Annotated in this window: 17 protein-coding genes, 1 tRNA gene and 1 pseudogene; 10 read left to right on the top strand and 9 right to left on the bottom strand. The window is 57.9% G+C overall.

Annotated elements, in window-relative coordinates:
* The 3 genes from AC2FND_RS16050 to AC2FND_RS16040 form a co-directional block, all read left to right on the top strand.
* Positions 1–762: trimethylamine methyltransferase family protein (locus tag AC2FND_RS16050; RefSeq protein ID WP_496770828.1), on the top strand; the 762-nt coding region annotated here is incomplete at its 5' end.
* Between the two features lie 118 nt (positions 763–880).
* Positions 881–1,468, top strand: coding sequence for a heme NO-binding domain-containing protein (locus tag AC2FND_RS16045; protein WP_209597646.1), 588 nt, complete (start codon positions 881–883; stop codon positions 1,466–1,468).
* The gene (locus tag AC2FND_RS16040) at positions 1,465–2,457 is read left to right on the top strand and encodes a diguanylate cyclase domain-containing protein (protein WP_496770827.1); all 993 of its coding nucleotides are present in this window, start codon (positions 1,465–1,467) and stop codon (positions 2,455–2,457) included. The genes AC2FND_RS16045 and AC2FND_RS16040 overlap by 4 nt, the downstream gene beginning before the upstream one ends.
* Positions 2,458–2,495: 38 nt before the next feature.
* On the opposite strand, the gene AC2FND_RS16035 is transcribed toward AC2FND_RS16040, so the two are convergent.
* The 8 genes from AC2FND_RS16035 to AC2FND_RS16000 all read right to left on the bottom strand — a co-directional run bounded on the left by AC2FND_RS16035 (position 2,496) and on the right by AC2FND_RS16000 (position 10,055).
* Positions 2,496–3,194: a CbiX/SirB N-terminal domain-containing protein gene (locus tag AC2FND_RS16035; RefSeq protein ID WP_480481766.1), complete on the bottom strand. Its 699-nt coding sequence runs from the start codon at positions 3,192–3,194 to the stop codon at positions 2,496–2,498.
* 61 nt (positions 3,195–3,255) lie between these two features.
* Entirely contained in the window at positions 3,256–4,188 is a 933-nt protein-coding gene (locus AC2FND_RS16030; RefSeq protein WP_496770825.1) for an AEC family transporter, read from the bottom strand.
* 33 nt (positions 4,189–4,221) lie between these two features.
* A complete protein-coding gene (locus tag AC2FND_RS16025) occupies positions 4,222–5,040 on the bottom strand; it encodes an MBL fold metallo-hydrolase (protein WP_496770824.1) in 819 nt (272 codons plus the stop codon).
* Entirely contained in the window at positions 5,037–5,843 is an 807-nt protein-coding gene (locus AC2FND_RS16020) for a TatD family hydrolase (protein WP_496770823.1), read from the bottom strand. The genes AC2FND_RS16025 and AC2FND_RS16020 overlap by 4 nt, the downstream gene beginning before the upstream one ends.
* Complete coding sequence (locus tag AC2FND_RS16015) at positions 5,840–6,961, bottom strand: DNA polymerase III subunit delta' (RefSeq protein WP_496770821.1); 1,122 nt, start codon at positions 6,959–6,961, stop codon at positions 5,840–5,842. The genes AC2FND_RS16020 and AC2FND_RS16015 overlap by 4 nt, the downstream gene beginning before the upstream one ends.
* 3 nt (positions 6,962–6,964) lie before the next feature.
* Positions 6,965–7,591, bottom strand: coding sequence for a dTMP kinase (tmk, locus tag AC2FND_RS16010; RefSeq protein ID WP_496770819.1), 627 nt, complete (start codon positions 7,589–7,591; stop codon positions 6,965–6,967).
* On the bottom strand, positions 7,588–8,754 hold the full coding sequence (locus tag AC2FND_RS16005; RefSeq protein ID WP_496770817.1) for a D-alanyl-D-alanine carboxypeptidase family protein: 1,167 nt from the start codon (positions 8,752–8,754) through the stop codon (positions 7,588–7,590). The genes tmk and AC2FND_RS16005 overlap by 4 nt, the downstream gene beginning before the upstream one ends.
* Before the next feature lie 17 nt (positions 8,755–8,771).
* Positions 8,772–10,055 carry an SPOR domain-containing protein gene (locus tag AC2FND_RS16000; protein ID WP_496770815.1) on the bottom strand — a complete coding sequence of 428 codons (1,284 nt, stop codon included), beginning with the start codon at positions 10,053–10,055 and terminating at the stop codon, positions 8,772–8,774.
* Positions 10,056–10,257: 202 nt separating this feature from the next.
* Here AC2FND_RS16000 and AC2FND_RS15995 point away from each other — a divergent pair.
* The 7 genes from AC2FND_RS15995 (at position 10,258) to AC2FND_RS15965 (ending at position 17,001) form a co-directional block, all read left to right on the top strand.
* A tRNA-Ser gene (locus AC2FND_RS15995) sits at positions 10,258–10,347 on the top strand.
* Between the two features lie 238 nt (positions 10,348–10,585).
* On the top strand, positions 10,586–11,056 hold the full coding sequence (locus AC2FND_RS15990) for an RrF2 family transcriptional regulator (RefSeq protein WP_209504381.1): 471 nt from the start codon (positions 10,586–10,588) through the stop codon (positions 11,054–11,056).
* Positions 11,053–11,718 carry a Crp/Fnr family transcriptional regulator gene (locus tag AC2FND_RS15985; protein ID WP_480481734.1) on the top strand — a complete coding sequence of 222 codons (666 nt, stop codon included), beginning with the start codon at positions 11,053–11,055 and terminating at the stop codon, positions 11,716–11,718. The genes AC2FND_RS15990 and AC2FND_RS15985 overlap by 4 nt, the downstream gene beginning before the upstream one ends.
* Positions 11,719–11,868: 150 nt before the next feature.
* Entirely contained in the window at positions 11,869–12,489 is a 621-nt protein-coding gene (locus AC2FND_RS15980; protein ID WP_496770813.1) for a hypothetical protein, read from the top strand.
* A gap of 92 nt (positions 12,490–12,581) precedes the next feature.
* A complete protein-coding gene (locus AC2FND_RS15975) occupies positions 12,582–13,466 on the top strand; it encodes an MBL fold metallo-hydrolase (protein ID WP_480493564.1) in 885 nt (294 codons plus the stop codon).
* 15 nt (positions 13,467–13,481) lie between these two features.
* The gene (locus tag AC2FND_RS15970; RefSeq protein ID WP_496770811.1) at positions 13,482–15,164 is read left to right on the top strand and encodes a bifunctional protein tyrosine phosphatase family protein/NAD(P)/FAD-dependent oxidoreductase; all 1,683 of its coding nucleotides are present in this window, start codon (positions 13,482–13,484) and stop codon (positions 15,162–15,164) included.
* A 100-nt stretch (positions 15,165–15,264) separates the two neighbouring features.
* The gene (locus AC2FND_RS15965; RefSeq protein WP_496770809.1) at positions 15,265–17,001 is read left to right on the top strand and encodes a SulP family inorganic anion transporter; all 1,737 of its coding nucleotides are present in this window, start codon (positions 15,265–15,267) and stop codon (positions 16,999–17,001) included.
* 133 nt (positions 17,002–17,134) lie between these two features.
* Here AC2FND_RS15965 and AC2FND_RS15960 read toward each other — a convergent pair.
* Positions 17,135–17,455, bottom strand: a pseudogene (locus tag AC2FND_RS15960) (LysR family transcriptional regulator); the annotation flags it as partial.

Raw genomic sequence — 17,455 nt, 5'->3', positions numbered from 1 at the left:
TTTACGCTGGCGGGGGCAATGGCGCCCGTAACAATGGCGGGGGCGGTTGCACAGTCTCTGGCCGAAGCCTTATGTGCCATCGCTCTGTTCCAATATGTGCGCCCTGGTATTCCCTGCGTAATTGGAACGTTCACGTCGAACGTGGACATGAAATCAGGCGCACCCGCTTTCGGGACGCCGGAATACATGCGCTCGACCCAGATGACCGGGCAGATGGCACGATATTATGGGCTGCCGCTGCGTTCATCCGGTGTGTGTGCGGCCAATGTGCCAGACGGGCAATCCGTGTGGGAAACCTCGAATTCGCTCTGGGCGGCCGTGCAGTCAGGCACCAACATGGTGTATCACGCCGCCGGTTGGCTGGAAGGCGGCCTGATCGCGAGCCCAGAAAAATTCATTATGGATTGCGAAGTTTTGCAGCAAATTCAGCGCTATATGAACCCTGATCTGACCGCGACCGGGCCGGATGAGATTGCTTTGGATGCCATCCGCGCGGTTGGCAATGACGGTCATTTTTTTGGAATCCAGCATACACAGGACCGCTACACCACGGCCTTCTACCAGCCTTTCCTGAGCGACTGGAAGAACTATGAAGGCTGGGAGGCCGCAGGCGGCATCTGGACGGCTGAGCGTGCGCATCACATGTTCAAAGAGATCATCTCGAGCTTTGAGGCCCCTCCGATGGACGATGGTATCCGCGAGGAACTGGCCGAGTTTGTCGAACGCCGCAAGGCTGAAGGCGGTGCGCCGACAGACTTCTGACATGGTGAGTAGTGTCGGTTTGATACTCCGTTGCATTCACAGCAACTCGGGGCGGATTTTGGCTATTTGTTAAGGTTTCTCAGACCACAGTGCCAAGGACACCAATCTGAGGCATCCGATGCATGGTCTGATCAACCGGGCGATACAGTCTTTTGTCGGCGCAACCTATGGGCAATCCTGTTGGGTTCGCGTGACCGAAGGTGCGCGGTTGGGGTTTGTCGAGTTTGAAGCCATGCTCATCTATGATGATGAAATGACGACCCGTGTGCTCGAGGCCCTGAGTATTGATCTCAACCGACCACAGGCGGAAATCCTTGAAGATCTGGGAACATACTTGGTGTCCCACCCGAATATGGAAGGGCTGCGCCGACTGCTCAGGTTTGGGGGGGTCACCTATGTCGAGTTCCTTCATTCCCTTGATGATCTTACGGATCGCGTAAGACTGGCTGTTTCTGATCTGAATTTGCCTGCGCTTGAGTTGAGAGAGCTTTCAGCCACGGAATACCAGTTGTGCTGCCTTCCGGATATGCCGGGATTTTCCAGTGTTATGGTCGGGGTCCTGCGCGCGATGGCCGATGATTATGGCGCGTTGGTGATGCTGTCGCATGAGGGTCGGCAGGAGTGTTGTGAAATCATTTCAATCATTTTGGTCGAAAGCGCCTTTTCCGAGGGGCGCCATTTTGATCTGGGGGCTCGGAACAGATGACACATACTCAGGAACTGGCAGATCTTCTGGAAACACTTTGTCCGATGTTCTTGTTGGTGGACCGCAGCGGATGCATTCAACAAGCGGGCCCGACATTGCAAAAGTTGCGGCCCGAGTTGCCTTTGGTCGGGCTGGGGGTTCTGGACGTGTTCGAGATGATCCGCCCCAGAACAGTCACCACCCTTCCCGCGTTGATGTCGATGGCCGGTGCCAAACTGCATCTGAGATTTTGCGATGAACCGCGTACGACCCTGAAAGGTCTGGTCGCACCCTTGCCCGAGTCAGGCGGTGCAGTCATCAATCTGTCATTCGGTATTTCGATTTTGGATGCGGTTCGGGATTACGCCCTGACGAGCGCGGATTTTTCCGGCACCGACCTGGCGATCGAGCTGTTGTATCTGGTCGAAGCCAAATCCGCCGCGATGGAAGCGTCCCGTTCACTTAATCTCAGGCTTCAGGGGGCAATGCTGGCCGCGGAAGAGCAGGCATATACCGATACATTGACGGGATTGAAGAACCGCCGCGCGATGGATCATTTGCTGGGGCATCTGATCCTGGCAAATTCTACATTTGCCCTTATGCATCTGGATCTGGATTTCTTCAAATCCGTGAATGATCGGCTGGGCCATGCAGCCGGGGATTATGTTCTGCAACAGGCGGCCCGCATCATGCTTGAAGAGACGCGTGGCGACGATACGGTTGCGCGGGTTGGTGGGGATGAGTTTGTCATTATTTTCAAAGACCTGACGCGGGTAGAAACTCTGGAGTCCATCGCGGATCGCCTGATCGCGAGGTTGAATGAACCCATGATGTTTCAGGACCAACCGTGCTGTATCTCTGCAAGTATCGGAACGGCCTTATCCACCCAGTTCAAGGTTGCCAAAGCCGCTGACATCCTTCACGCCGCCGACGTTGCCCTTTATCAGGCCAAGCGAGATGGCCGGTCCTGCCATCGCCTGTATTCCACTCTGATCAAAGCGCAAACCTGAGTTTTGCCTGTTTCCGGGTCAAAGATCTCAGCAAATTATCACGCGAGCTGAACGGCCTTTGTTACCTGCTTGGCAATCTGGTGCCGGATGGGTGGCAGTTCTCCAACCACTGGCAGCAGAACGCCTTTGAACCCTGCTTGGCTCAATCCGGCGGGTACGTCTTCAATTGCGTGCCCCCCGGTGCAGGCAAAGAACGGAAGGCACAGTGCCTGGGCCCCCGTGCCGGTTGCGGCATCGGAAATGGATGGCGGCTCTTCAACAAACCCAACGCGGACAGATTTGAAAACCAGCATTTCCTCAAGTTGAGATGCGAAGTTCAGTGCCACGGCCGACGGGTTTCGGCTACGCCCCGACCCATGTGCGGCAATGACCAGATCGGTCGACGCAGTTACCCAATTTCTTTCGGACAACTCAGATTGCAGGGCTTGCGCGGTCATTTCCGGTAGCTCTGGGTCAACACCCAATGGGTCTAGGATGCGCGCTTTGTGATCCCCTAACCGCTTGGGCAAAGCGCTGGTGACAAACCACCCATTTGCCATGAAAAGCGGATAGATGACCGTGTTCTCCGGCAGGCTGTTCAGCTTAGCCTCGAACGCGCCGGGCGCGGCCAGAGTTGCTGAATGCACCGTTACATGCTCGGTCAGGGCGTCGACTGTAGCCGCAAAGGCAGCCAGAGCAGCCTCGGCCGGTTCCGGATCGGACGGCTGGCCATGAGCGACGATGATGGCATGTGGCATTTGGATCTCCTGACACGATATGCGTTAGGTGCCTCTGTGCGAACCGAAGTCAACACTACTGTTAGCCCAGAACCGTTAGCCAAAGCCAGACAGTCAGGATGGATGCGGCTGTCCCAATGAGAACAGCCGAAGCTGCCACCCGCTTGGCGCGGCCATACATGTTTGCAAAGATATAAGCGTTGAACCCCGGCGCCATCGCCGCGTTCAACACGCCCGAGCGGAACAGATCCTGTGGCAGCCCCGTGGACTTGCCGAATATCCACACTAGGCTGGGATGCAGCATCAGCGAGATTGCGCAAACAAAGGCGATAGTTCGCAGATCGCCTTCGGGTTTGTATTTGACCAGTACCCCGCCCAGTGCAAACAGGGCGCCGGGCAGGGCGGCCCGAGTGATAAGACCAAGGGCTTCGTCCACCACAGCCGGGATGGTCAAACCGGACAGATTGACCACGAACCCCAGTGCAATACCAAGGATCAGCGCGTTCTTGAACATTGCAGACAGAACAGAACGTGCCATGCGCGCGCCACCGTTTCCGCGATTGCGGACAACCTCCATCACCGTGATCCCCACGCCGTAACAAAAGGGGGAATGGAAGGCGATAATCGCATAATTACCTGTCAGGTTCTCGGGACCATAAGCGCGTTCAGTAATCGGCAATCCCAGCAGAACCGAGTTAGAGAACAGGCAACAAAACCCGATTGCCACGCAGTCTTCCCATTCGCGGCCGAAAAGGATGCGCGCACCAAAAAGGCCAGTGATGAAACACAGGGCGGCGGCAGAATAGAAACTTGCCACAAGCCGGGGATCGAAACTGGCGCTGAGGTCCAGATGCGCGATGGCAAGAAACAACAGGCATGGGATCGCGAACCCTTGAGTAAATCTCATCAGCCCGTCGACATGGTATTCTTTGAAATATCCTGTTCGTGTTGCCGTGTAACCGGCGCCGATCACAAGAAAGACAGGAAGAATGACGTCAATCAGGCTTTGCAGCATTTGGCCCCCGTGCAACGGCCATGTTGCGATATCTTATGCAAAAGAAACAGGGGTCTGAAACGCGTGATGTATCACCATACCGTCATAGGCGGGGGTGATATTGTCCGGCGTTTCCGCATCGACAGTCGCATAGTCAAGATCGATATGCATGTTGGTTAGTATCGCCTGATTGGGTTGCAGCTTCTCAATCCACTCAAGCGTTTTTTCCAGATGTGCATGTGTGGGATGTGGGCTTCGGCGTAGGGCGTCGATGATGAGATATTCCAACCCTTCCATTTCAGGCCATGCCTCGTCGTAAATTTCGGCAACATCCGGCAAATAGGCGAGCTGCCCCATGCGAAAACCTAGAGAATCTATCGAGCCGTGATTGACCTTGAATGGACGAAACGGAATCGGTCCTCCAGGCCCTTCGATTTCGAACGGACCGTCAATGGACTTGAGGTCGAGGATCGGAGGATAAGGTGACCCTTCGGGCTGAATGAAGGCGTATCCAAACCGCCCCAGCAGAGCGTTCTGGGTATCACCATCAGCCCAGACCGGAACGCGGGTTTTCATGTTGAACACGATCATGCGCAGGTCGTCGATCCCATGGACATGATCCGCGTGAGAGTGGGTATAGACCACACCATCAAGCCGCCCGGTGCCCGTGTCCAGCAACTGGCTGCGCATATCCGGGGTTGTGTCAATCAACACGGAGGTTCTGCCGCCGGGGCCGTCACGCTCAACAAGCAGGGAACAGCGCCGGCGATTGTTCCTGGGGTTTGCAGGATCGCAAGCACCCCAGTGACCACCCAACCGGGGTACGCCGCCTGACGATCCGCAGCCCAGAATGGTAAATCGCAATTCGGTCATGCAGCGGCCCTGTACGTTGCCGCCTTGCTGAACAGCCGGTCAAAATTCGCCTGAGTTTGGGCGGCAAAAGCCGGATACTCCAGCCCGAACAGTTCGGCCCCTTTTCGGGCTGTATGCGCGGTATAGGCCGGTTCGTTTCGCTTGCCACGATAAGGGGGCGGTGCCAGATAGGGCGCGTCGGTTTCCACCAGAATGCGATCTACCGGCGCGCTTGCGAAAATGTCGCGCAACTCGTGGCTTTTGGGAAAGGCCGCAATGCCGGACATGGACAGATAAAATCCCAGATCCAGCGCGGCTTTGGCCAACTCGGCCGAGGACGAAAAACAGTGCATCACGCAGGAATAAGGCGCATTGTGATACTCTTCGGCCAGAATTCGGGCCATATCGTCGTCTGCGGCGCGGGCATGAATGATCAAAGGCAACCCTGTGCGCTGGGCAGCTTCGATATGAAGGCGCAGGGATTGCATCTGAAGCTCAGCGCTATCGGCAGTATAGTGGTAATCCAGACCGGATTCGCCGATGCCCACAAATTTCGGGTGCTGTGCCAACGCGACCAGTTCATCGACCGAGACCATAGGCTCGTCTGCGGCGCTCATCGGGTGGGTGCCTGCGGCGTAGAATACCGGTGCATGGGCTTCGGCAATTGCGCGGACTGCGGGTTCATTGCGCAGCTTGGTGCAAATCGTCACCATCCGGGTCACGCCAGCCTCGGCCGCGCGCGAGATGATGTCGTCCAACTGACCGTCAAAATCCGGGAAGTCCAGATGGCAGTGACTGTCGGTGATCTGGGGGGTGTCGCTCATCTGACCTGGCCGGCGGTTTCCTGTATCTTGAACACCGTATCTAGGACCAGAGCGGTAGGGTCAAGGTTCACCGCCTGACCATGTCGCGCGCGGGCTGTGATTGTCGCGGCGACTTCGGCCCAGCGACGGGCCTGATCCGAAGAATTTGACAGTCTGGCCAGCGTTTCAGCTTCATTCGGGGCGGCCTCAGAGGTCGGCGGTGCGCCGGTTGCCCCGGTCAGGGCCAGCCGAGACAAGGCAACATCGATCAGTGTCAGCAGCAGATCAAAGCGCTCGGCCGCGCCACGTTGGGCCGCAGCCTCGGCCAGGGCCAGCGCGCGCTGCCGGTCCAGGTGGGGCAGGGTGCCCAGAATGGCAATCAGTTCGGCATAGATTTCAAGCCCGCCCAGATTGATCAGGCGAACGGCCTCCCCGACCGAGCCAGCGGCCAATGCGGCGAGATATTCGGGATGCGTCGGTAAGGTCGTCTCGGTTTGCGACAGCGCGTCCTGCATATCCCCGGCACTCAGGGGCCCAAGACGCAAGGTCCGGCACCGAGAGCGGATGGTCGGCAACAAGCGCGAGGGTTGGTGCGATACCAGCAAAAGAGTTGTACGCGCCGGAGGCTCTTCTAACATCTTCAGTAACGCGTTGGCGGCGCTGACATTCATCTCATCCGCTGAATCCACGATTACGACCCGGTGCCCACCATCGGCAGAGGACAGGCCAAAGAACTTTCCCAGTTTTCGGATGTCATCTACAACGATCTCGTTGCGCAGCCGCCCCTGATCATTCAGCGACCGGGCTATTGTGGCCAATCCCGGCTCGGCCCCGGCCAGTATGCGACGTGACACAGGGTGGTCGGGATCAATGTCGAGCGTCTTTGGCGGTGGCGGCGCGCCAAACAGCCCTCCGTCGTCCGCCAAAGGCGTTGCCAGCAAAAACCGTGCAATCCGCCAGGCCAACGTCGCCTTACCGACGCCACGCGGCCCGGTCAGCAACCAGCCGTGGTGCAGACGGTCCGAGTTGTAGGCGGTTAGAAACGCCTGTTCTGCCGCATCCTGACCAAAAAGCCGGACGGTCTCGCGGGGATGCGGCGCACCTGGAACCTGATCCGGAGAGGGGATTTCGTCATTCATCGTCTATCGCAAAGCAGCCTGGACGATTTCTGTCACATCCTGCGCAACGCTGTCCATGTCCCGGTTGCCGTCCACAATGCGGAAACGGTCGGAAAACTCATGGGCCAGCGCCAGAAAGCCCGCCCGCATTTTCCTTTGCAAGTCCGGGCCGAAATCTTCGAACCGTTCTTCCGCGCCTTGCCGTCCCTTGGCGCGGGACAGTCCGGTATCGGGGTCCATGTCGATCAGCAGCGTCAAGTCCGGCTCGCGCTTGATCATCAGGCTGTGCAGCTGATCAACAAGGCCGCGCAGATCGCCCCGTGACAGGCCCTGATACATGCGTGTGCTGTCGGCAAAGCGGTCGCAGATTACCACTTGCCCTGCGGCAAGCGCGGGTTCGATCGTACGTTCCAGATGGTCGCGGCGGGCGGCCGTGAACAACAGGATTTCCGTTTCGGCCGACCAGCGGTCGGGATCACCTTCCAATACCAGGCTGCGGATTTCCTCCGCGCCGGGTGAGCCGCCCGGTTCACGCGTCAAAACGACCTCATGACCCTGCGCCCGCAGTTGATCCGCCAGCATCCGCGCCTGAGTTGACTTGCCTGATCCGTCAATGCCTTCGAAAGTCAGAAATAACCCCGCCTTGGTCACATCGACTCCAGTGGGTTATTGATCACGTCTTTCAGAACTATGCCGCCAACAGTCAGCATACGCACGACAAATCCGCCAACTGCAACGTCTTCCGCCGCCACCAGCGGACGTCGTATTTCAGGCAATCCTTCAGGCTTGATGACAAGCTCGGCCAGTTGCTGGCCTTTCTTGACCGGCGCATTGACGGGACCCTGATACACAACTTCGGCCTTGACGTTCTGTGTGCCCAGAACCGGAAACAGAACCGTCAGATCGCCGTCAGGTACAAGACCTACGGTCTTTTTCTCGCCCATCCACAGCTTGGCTTCAGCTATCGGCGTTTCCGCGTTGGCAACTGTCCTCTCGACAAAATTTCGAAACGACCAATTAACCACGGCCTCAGCCTCCTCTGCCCGTTGGCCGGTGCTGTCCAGCCCGCTGAGGACAAAGATGACACGGCGGTCGCCTTGTTTGGCAGACCCGACCAGGCCGTATCCGGCCTCTTGCGTGTGGCCGGTTTTCAGGCCATCCGCGCCGATGCTCAGTTTCAGCAATGGATTGCGGTTCCGGGCATTCGACGGCGCACGGCCATCGAATTCGAATACCTCTTCTGAAAACAGAGGGTAATATTCTGGGAAGTCGGTAATCAACCTGTCGGCCAGAACCGCCAAGTCATGAACCGACATCATATGTCCGGCGGCAGGCCACCCATTCGAATTCGCAAAGTTCGAGTTGTTCATACCCATCTGCTTGGCGCGTTGGGTCATATATCGGGCAAACCCGGCCTCTGTGCCGTCAGGGCTTAGCGCCTCGGCGAGGACCACGCAGGCGTCGTTGCCTGACAGAACGATGATGCCGCGCAGCAGGTCTTCGACCCGAACCCGGTCCTGCGTGTTCAGAAACATGGTCGAGCCGCCATAGCTCATCGCGTGTTCGGACACGGGCAGGGTTTCGTCCAGCGTCAGTCTTCCGTCACGCAGCGCTTCGAAAGCTACATACAGCGTCATGAGCTTGGACATGGATGCAGGCGGCAAGGGCTGATCGGCGTCTTTTGCCAAAAGCACCGTACCGGTGGATTGATCGATCACATAAGCTGCGCGGGCAGATGTATCAAAAGCCTGAGCTGGAATTGCCAGCACGGTAAGCCCAATGGCCAGAACAGAAGTTCGCAATGAGGATAGCATCTTATGCCTCCTTGTATTTAGTCGGACACGGTGAACGCATCTTTGAAACCAAGATCCTTTACATCTTTTTGAATGGCTTTGCGTTCGGCCCGGGTTGCGGCAGGGCCAACCAGGACCCGCCATACTGTTTTGTTCTCGGTTTTCAGTTCCCGCACAACAGTCGACATGCCATTCCGGCGCACTTTCTCAGCAGCGGTATTCGCATTTGCTTCGACGCTGAATGTGCCGATCTGCACAAATGGTTTGCTCAGCGACGACGCAGCGCCTGTCGCTGCCGCTGCGGCCGGAACCGCTTCGGTCGCGTCAATCGCGGATGCTGCGCCTTCGATGGGGTCTAGTGGTGTTTCGGTGATTTCAGCGGGGTCTTTCTTTTGCCACCACTTCCGTTTTGCAGGCTTTCCAGCGGGGGCCTCGACGGGCGCATCTGACAACGCTGGTGTAGCTGCGGCTGCCGCAACATCTGCGGCCACATCAGCACCGCCTGTTGCTGCACCCGCCGCAGCCACGGTGGCTCCCGCAGCCGCTGCTGCTGCTGGCTCTTTTTTCTGCCACCACTTCCGCTTGGCCGGTTTCTTTTCAGCGGGCTCTGACGGATCCTCAGTGGCCGCCGCCGCATCGGTGGTCGCTTCCGTACCTTCGGTCGCCTCGTTGGCAGAACTTGCCGCTTCCGCCGCGACCACTGCTGTACCGGCTGCTGCTGCTGGCGCCTTCTTTTGCCACCATTTCGGCTTGGCCGGTTTTTCGGTATCTGCCGCGGATGGGGCGTCGGTGGCCGCGGCGTCCGACACCGCAGCCGTATCCGCCGCCTCATCTTCCGGATTGGGCGCGTCCTCTGGTTGTGATTCCTTTACAGTTTCACGGCGTAGGGCGACGACACTGACCTTTGTCGGCGCGCCCGCCAGCATTCCGAGCTGTTCCGCAGCCGCAGATGAAACCTGAATCGCTGGGCCGGGCAGGTTGCGTTCACGTCGGAACAGGGCCCCTGTTACGGACTTGTTGTTTGCAGTGTTCGTAATCACGACACGCTCGGGCTGGGATACTTCCGGGTAGGCAACCCAGATACCGCCCAGCGAGGGCCTGCCATCCCAAAGCCCTGCTTCGGTGACCTGAAAAACCTCGGGGGCTTCGACGTCACGCTGCGAGCCCGAGGCCACCTCGGGAAGGAGTTCAGTTTTGTTTGAGTTTTCTTCAGGTTTTTCAGCCTCTTGAAGAATATCCTCACACCCGCTCAGAACTGTCAAAGTCAACGCCAGATACGCCAACCGTTTCGGTCCCGGGCGTGTCATGATCGCTCGCTTCATCTGCTTATCCCTTGCCTGAAGGGGTCTCGTTCTCGGAACCCCGCTGCCGGTCTGCTGGTTCTGCTTGCCAGCCTGTTTCGGTCTATTTCGGGGATCATAACGCGGCTGAAGAGTCATGGAAAGACCGCTGCGCGGGCTTCGGCAAGAAATCCCGATTTCGACTTGCCTCTGGCCGAACTTGCGCTTAGACCCTGCCTTCGACGGGGAGGTGGCAGAGTGGTCGAATGCGGCGGTCTTGAAAACCGTTGGGCGTGAGAGCGTCCCCAGGGTTCGAATCCCTGTCTCCCCGCCACTCATACCGTCTTTGTTCAGCTTTTTTGCAGAGAGTTGATCTGCCGCGCCGGCCGGACGCCAACAGCTTCCCGATCAAAGATGCCGTGATGTTCGTTGCGCCCCAGTCAGCCACCCAGTCGCTGCGCAGGTTAGGTAAGTTGGCCTGACTTCACCTTCAGCGAACCACATGGTCCGTGAAAACACACAGAAATTGCAAATAAGTTATATTGCGCCTACAGCTTTTGCCGGAGGCACGTATGAAACTGACATCCTATTCCAACTATGCGCTGCGGTCTTTGCAACTGGCTGCGCTCAAGGCCCCGGATCGCATTCGCGTTGACGATGTCGTGCGGGTGCATGGCCTTGCCCGGCCGCATATCGTAAAAATCGTGCACGAGTTGGGTCGGGCCGGGTATCTGGAAACAGCACGCGGCAGAGGCGGTGGTTTCTGGTTGGCGAAACCGGCGGAACAGATCAAAATCGGCGATGTAATTCGCCTGACCGAAGGGCCCCTGGATGTGGTCGAATGCTTTAACCCTGAAAAAAACACCTGCCCTCTGATCGGAATATGTAAACTGTCTCAAGCGATCCAAAAGGCAACAGGGGCATTCATGGCTGTGCTTGATGATCTGACGCTGGCTGACATCGCCTCAAACAGAAACGAGTTGTTGAACCGTATCGCGCCGATTGAAGAGGGCATCGTGGCACCCATGCGCAACGCAAGATGACAATTTTGGACTGGACTGAGCGATTTCACGGGACAAGTCGCCTTCCGAAAGCTGTGCGGGATAGGTTGCGTACGGCGGCCCGTATCGTGCGGTGTCCTAAAGGTGGCCAGGTTTTCGGACCAGACAACGTCCCCGACAGCCTGTTATTCTTGTATGACGGACGGATACGCGTTTCTCAAAGTTCGGATTCGGGCCGCGAGATCGTGCTCTATCGGGTCGAGGCGGGGGAAAGCTGTGTGCTGACGACGGCCTGCATGCTGGCAGAAGAAGCATATAACGCTGAAGGTATTGCCGAAACCGACGTAACGGCGGTGACCTTGCCGAAACATGCTTTCGATCGTCTGGTCTCGGAAGAAGACGCATTTCGCGAGTTTGTGTTTGAGGCCTACTCACGCCGGCTGATTGATCTGTTGCGGGTGGTGGATGACGTGGCATTCGGGCACTTGGATATTCGCCTTGCTGAACGTCTTCTGGTTCTGGCCGGGGGGCGGGAAGACATTCAGGCAACGCATCAGCAACTCGCCAGCGAACTGGGCACCGCGCGTGAAGTTGTCTCGCGGATATTGCAGGACTTTCAAAAGCGCGAGATGATTACCCAATCGCGGGGGCGCATTGCGATAACCGACAAGGCGGCTTTGGAACAGTTGGCGCAAAGCACCTGACCAATTCGGGAAATTTTCCGGTTTCGTGACTTTGTCACTGAAGTCGGGGTTTCAAAGTTATATTTACTCCTCAACTTTTCATGCCGCCATGTTGATTGCAGGTCTCACGCGAAGGCCGGATGTGGGTTGGCAGAAACGGAGGAGACGAAGATGAAGGACCGCAATCCCGCCCGGACGTTCGGCGGCATCGCCATTGCGTTGCTTGTTGCTGCTTTGGTCGGCGCGGCTGGCAGTTACATCTTTCTGATGTCCGGGCACGGGCATCGCCAGGGCATGGCCGGTGAACGGGCAGAGCATCGTCATGGTGCAGACGGGCAAGGCCACGACGAGGTCAACATGCCGGGGCTGCGGGGCGAGAACGCGACGCCCGAGGAAAGCGCTGAGCTGGCTGTGATGTTCCGCAATTTCGATACGATCACGCGCGAGGTTGAAAACCTTCCCAATGGTATTCGCACTGTCACGAGATCTTCCGACCCGGATGTCATGGATGCTCTGGTCTCCCATGTTGCCGGGATGATCGATCGGGTGGGCCGCAAGGATGATCCGATGATCATCATTCAGAGCCCGACCCTCGACATATTTTTTGAAAATGGCGACAAGATCACCTCGGATATCGAAGTGACCTCTGAAGGGATCGTAGTGGTGCAAACATCCGACGATCCGGAAATAGCCAAAGCCATGCATATCCATGCGGCCGAAGTGAGCGCGATGGCGGATCGCGGCATGGACGCCGTCCACGAAATGATGATGACACGCGGCGGAAACGGGTAACGGATCCGCGCCAGTTAGGAGGCAAGATCATGAATGGTCAGAAGTCAATCGAGATACACAACCAAAAGATGGCCGACGCGATAGCGACGCCGATTGGAAGCTACCCAGTGGATCTGAGCGTGAAGCCCGATGTCCAGGGTTTTTACGACGAGGCGACGGCGACAATCAGTTATATCGTTGCGGACCCGACCTCGAATGCCTGTGCGATTATCGACAGTGTCATGGACATCGATTATGCCGCTGGCCGCATAACGTTTGGCCATGCCGACATGCTGATTGCCGAGGTTGAGAAGAGGGGCCTCAAGCTGGAATGGATCATTGAGACCCACGCCCATGCCGACCACCTGTCAGCCGCGCCTTACATCCAGCAAAAGCTGGGCGGCAAGATCGGCATCGGTGAAAACATCAAGATCGTGCAAGACGTGTTTGGCAAGATCTTCAATGAAGGCACCGAATTTCAGCGGGATGGCAGCCAGTTTGACGCCCTGTTCGTCGATGGCATGACCTACAAGATCGGCAACATGACCGCCTTTACCATGCATACGCCGGGCCACACACCCGCCTGCATGGTGCATGTTGTCGGGGATGCAGCCTTTGTGGGCGACACATTGTTCATGCCTGACGGTGGCTCGGCGCGGGCCGATTTCCCCGGTGGCGACGCGGGGACATTATTTGACTCGATCCACAAAGTGCTCAGCCTGCCGGACGAAACCCGGCTGTTCATGTGTCACGATTATGGTCCCAACGGGCGTGACATCCAGTGGGAAACCACGGTGGCCGAGGAGAAGGCCCACAACATTCACGTGGGTGGTGGCAAGACTAGGGACGAGTTCATCAAGATGCGGTCCGAGCGCGACGCGACGCTGGCGATGCCGACGCTGATCGTACCTTCGATTCAGGTCAACATCCGGGCGGGCGGCATTCCAACGGACCAGGATGGGAACCAGATGCTCAAAGTTCCAGTCAACAAGCTCTGAACGCAAGAGGCACTCATGGACATCAGAAAGATATCAGGCGCAGTTTCGGTGTCGCCGCAGGTTACGCCAAATGACATCGAGGCGATAAAAGGCGCGGGCTTTCGTGCCATCATTTGCAACCGCCCCGATGGCGAAGGTGCCGATCAACCGACTTTCGAGGAAATCGAGGCAGCAGCGGAAAAACTGGGTCTCGAGGTGCGCTATGTTCCGGTGCAAACCGGGATCGTCAGGGATGCCGACGCCGAGGCCTTTGGCAGTGCACTGACCGAGTTGCCGGGTCCGGTTCTAGCATATTGCCGGACCGGCACGCGCTCGGCCACTTTGTGGTCGCTGAACGAGGCGGCGCACAAGCGTCCGGTGTCCGAGATTCTGTCAGCCACCAAGGTCGCCGGTTATGACATGAGCGGCGTTGCCCGCCGTATTGCCAATGGTGGGAAAACGCCGACCGACACAGGCGACGCATCCTTTGACGTGGTTATCGTGGGCGGTGGGGCAGGCGGTATCGCCACTGCGGCCAGCCTGTACGCGCGCAAATCCGACCTGTCCATTGCCATAATTGATCCGTCTGACGTACATTATTATCAGCCCGGCTGGACTTTGGTGGGCGGGGGTGTCTTCTCAGCAGAACAGACCGCCAAGACGATGGGGTCGCTGATCCCGCGCGGGGTGAAGTGGATCAAGGCGGCAGTTGCGGCCTTCGAGCCGCAGAACAATGCCGTTATTCTTGATGGCTGTCGCGTGGTGAAATACGACCGTCTTGTCGTGTCTCCGGGGCTCAAGCTGGACTGGGGCGCGGTCGAAGGGCTGGAAGAAACCTTGGGCCGCAACGGGGTGACTTCGAACTACCGTTATGATCTGGCGCCCTACACATGGCAGCTTGTCGAAGGGCTTAAGGAAGGCCGGGCGCTGTTCACACAGCCGCCAATGCCGATCAAATGCGCGGGTGCGCCACAAAAAGCGTTGTACCTGTCGGGCGATGCGTGGTTCCGGCGAGGCGTTCTGAAGGATATCGACATCCAGTTCATGAACGCGGGCGGCGTGCTGTTCGGGGTCAAGGACTATGTCCCGGCGCTAATGGAATATGTCACAAAATACGACGCCTCGTTGAATTTTTTTCACAATCTGGTGTCGGTAGATGGGACGGCAAAAAAAGCGACCTTTAAGGTTGCAGTACCCGACACCGAGCCCGAGTTGGTCACAGTCGAGTTTGACATGATGCATGTCTGCCCACCACAGGTCGCGCCGGACTTTATTCGCGTGTCGCCGCTGGCGGATGCGGCGGGCTGGGTCGATGTTGATCAGGCGACGCTGCGCCACAAGAGCTTCGACAATATCTGGTCGCTGGGCGACGTGATGAACGCGCCCAACGCCAAAACCGCTGCGGCGGCGCGTAAACAGGCACCGACCGTGGCCGATAATATCGTGGCAGACATTCAGGGCCGCGGCCCAGTTGCCGCCTATGACGGCTACGGTTCGTGCCCGTTGACGGTCGAGCGCGGCAAGATCGTTCTGGCCGAGTTTGCCTATGGTGGGGTGATGACACCCAGCTTCCCGAAACTCCTGATCGACGGAACCCAACCCAGCCGGTTGGCGTGGCTGTTGAAAGAGAAGCTGCTGCCACCGATTTACTGGTCCGCGATGCTGAAGGGCAAAGAGTGGTTGGCCAAGCCCGAACCACTGAAGGTGGCGACCGATTAACTCCTTTCGAAACTGACACCGGAAGAACCGGTGTCAGTTCTGGCCTGTCCCGCCGCCGCCAAATGTGCAACGGGCCGCCGCTTTTTCAGGACGTGAACCTATGCAGAGCCTTTTACGTTTCCTTCCAATTCTGGACTGGGGTCGCCAGTATAGCCGTGCGTCGCTCTCGAATGATCTGATCGCCGCTGTGATCGTCACGATCATGCTGATCCCACAGTCCTTGGCCTATGCCTTGCTGGCAGGGCTGCCGCCCGAGGCCGGGATCTATGCTTCGATATTGCCGATCATCCTTTATGCGGTTTTTGGCTCCAGTCGGGCGTTGGCGGTGGGGCCTGTCGCGGTTGTGTCGCTGCTGACAGCCAGCGCCGTGGGGCAGGTGGCCGAGCAGGGCACGGCCGGATACATGGTGGCGGCACTGACGCTGGCTTTCCTGTCGGGTGGGTTTCTGGTGTTGTTGGGCGTTTTTCGACTGGGCTTTCTGGCCAATTTCCTCAGCCATCCTGTCATCGCAGGCTTCATTACCGCATCGGGTCTCCTGATCGCGACCAACCAGTTGAAGCATATTCTGGGTGTCGACGCCCATGGGCATACCCTGCCGGGGATGTTGGGTTCAATCTTCGAAAACCTCGGGCAAATCAGTTGGCTGACGGTAATCATCGGCGTGCTGGCCACTGCGTTTCTGTTCTGGGTGCGCAAGAACCTCAAGCCCGCGTTGCGGCGCATGGGGGTGCCGCCCCTGCTGGCTGACGTGCTGACCAAGGCCGGACCAGTGGCTGCCGTGGTGGTGACCACAGTCGTCGTCTGGGGGTTCGGGCTGGATGTGCGGGGCGTCAAGATTGTTGGCGACGTGCCCCAGAACCTTCCGCCGCTGACTTTGCCGGGGCTGTCCTCGGACCTTATCGGTGCATTGCTGGTGCCAGCGATCCTGATCTCGATCATCGGTTTTGTCGAAAGCATCTCGGTTGCGCAGACGCTGGCCGCCAAGAAACGCCAGCGCGTGGACCCCGATCAGGAGTTGATCGGTCTGGGTGCAGCAAACCTGGGCGCGGCGTTTACCGGCGGCTTTCCGGTCACCGGCGGGTTCTCACGCTCGGTGGTGAACTTCGATGCGGGGGCGGAAACTCCAGCGGCAGGCATTTATACCGCTGGTGGTTTGGCGATTGCTGCACTGTTCCTGACACCTCTGGTGTACTTTTTGCCCAAGGCCACGCTGGCCGCGACGATCATTGTTGCGGTGCTGAGCCTTGTGGACCTGTCGATCCTGAAAAAGACATGGGGGTATTCGCGCGCCGATTTTACCGCCGTAGCCGCCACCATCGTTCTGACTTTGCTGGCCGGGGTCGAAACTGGCGTGGCCAGCGGCGTGGCGATTTCGATCCTTCTGCATCTCTACAAAACCTCGCGCCCGCATGTGGCCGAGGTCGGGCTTGTGCCGGGTACGCAACACTTCCGTAACATCAATCGCCACAAGGTCGCCACCGAGCCGTCACTGGTGACGCTGCGGGTGGATGAAAGCCTGTATTTCGTGAACGCCCGTTTCCTCGAAGACCTGATCCAGGCGCGTGTGACCGAAGGCTGCGAAATCCGCAACGTGGTTTTGATGTTCTCGGCGGTGAACGAGGTCGACTTTTCAGCCCTCGAAAGCCTTGAGGCCATTAACCATCGCCTGCGTGACATGGGCGTCGGTCTGCACCTGTCCGAAGTCAAAGGCCCCGTCATGGACCGTCTGAAACAATCGCATTTCCTCGACGACCTCAACGGGCAAATCTTTCTGGCCCAGTACGACGCATGGCAGCGGTTGACCGCACCGGACAGGGTAACAGAAGCGGCAGAGTAACCAGAGACGCATTCAGGTCAGAGTCCCGCGGGAAGTGCCGATGCGGGCTAAACACTCGGGTTTACCTTGAAAAGGTACGCTGCGGTGGGTGGCGCTTATCCGCGTTCAGGAAGGGATTTGCTACGACGTCAGATCAATAATGCAACGTAGCGAAATCAAGTGGAAGCGCATCAAAGCTTTGCCAGATTTGCTCACAATACTCGGACTGAGCAACCGCAAAACGAACCATCCTGATTGTCAGTTCCTGTGAAGGAAGCGTGCTGTCAGCGCGTTGAAGCTGACCTGTTGCCAGGGACGCAGCAACCAGAGAATGAGGTAACCAGGCAACGCCAATTCCATTGATGGCATATTGTTGCATCGCAAGTGTCAGGGCTGTTTCAGCTCTGGTCACAAGTGTGGTTTCCTCTGGTAATCGCGGCGCGATTTTCCGAGCGAAAACTTGACCCAGAAACAC

This window comes from Ruegeria sp. BHSB056 (assembly GCF_059613305.1).
This window is presented reverse-complemented; position numbering and strand designations above follow the sequence as displayed.

Coding starts and splice junctions, on each gene's coding strand:
- AC2FND_RS16020 (WP_496770823.1), bottom strand. CDS start 5,843: ATGAGCGACACCCCCCAGATCACCGACAGTCACTGCCATCTGGACTTC.
- AC2FND_RS16000 (WP_496770815.1), bottom strand. CDS start 10,055: ATGAAGCGAGCGATCATGACACGCCCGGGACCGAAACGGTTGGCGTAT.
- AC2FND_RS16005 (WP_496770817.1), bottom strand. CDS start 8,754: ATGCTATCCTCATTGCGAACTTCTGTTCTGGCCATTGGGCTTACCGTG.
- AC2FND_RS15980 (WP_496770813.1), top strand. CDS start 11,869: ATGAAGGACCGCAATCCCGCCCGGACGTTCGGCGGCATCGCCATTGCG.
- AC2FND_RS15965 (WP_496770809.1), top strand. CDS start 15,265: ATGCAGAGCCTTTTACGTTTCCTTCCAATTCTGGACTGGGGTCGCCAG.
- AC2FND_RS16035 (WP_480481766.1), bottom strand. CDS start 3,194: ATGCCACATGCCATCATCGTCGCTCATGGCCAGCCGTCCGATCCGGAA.
- AC2FND_RS16030 (WP_496770825.1), bottom strand. CDS start 4,188: ATGCTGCAAAGCCTGATTGACGTCATTCTTCCTGTCTTTCTTGTGATC.
- AC2FND_RS16045 (WP_209597646.1), top strand. CDS start 881: ATGCATGGTCTGATCAACCGGGCGATACAGTCTTTTGTCGGCGCAACC.
- AC2FND_RS15970 (WP_496770811.1), top strand. CDS start 13,482: ATGGACATCAGAAAGATATCAGGCGCAGTTTCGGTGTCGCCGCAGGTT.
- AC2FND_RS16015 (WP_496770821.1), bottom strand. CDS start 6,961: ATGAATGACGAAATCCCCTCTCCGGATCAGGTTCCAGGTGCGCCGCAT.
- AC2FND_RS15985 (WP_480481734.1), top strand. CDS start 11,053: ATGACAATTTTGGACTGGACTGAGCGATTTCACGGGACAAGTCGCCTT.
- AC2FND_RS16040 (WP_496770827.1), top strand. CDS start 1,465: ATGACACATACTCAGGAACTGGCAGATCTTCTGGAAACACTTTGTCCG.
- AC2FND_RS16025 (WP_496770824.1), bottom strand. CDS start 5,040: ATGACCGAATTGCGATTTACCATTCTGGGCTGCGGATCGTCAGGCGGC.
- AC2FND_RS15990 (WP_209504381.1), top strand. CDS start 10,586: ATGAAACTGACATCCTATTCCAACTATGCGCTGCGGTCTTTGCAACTG.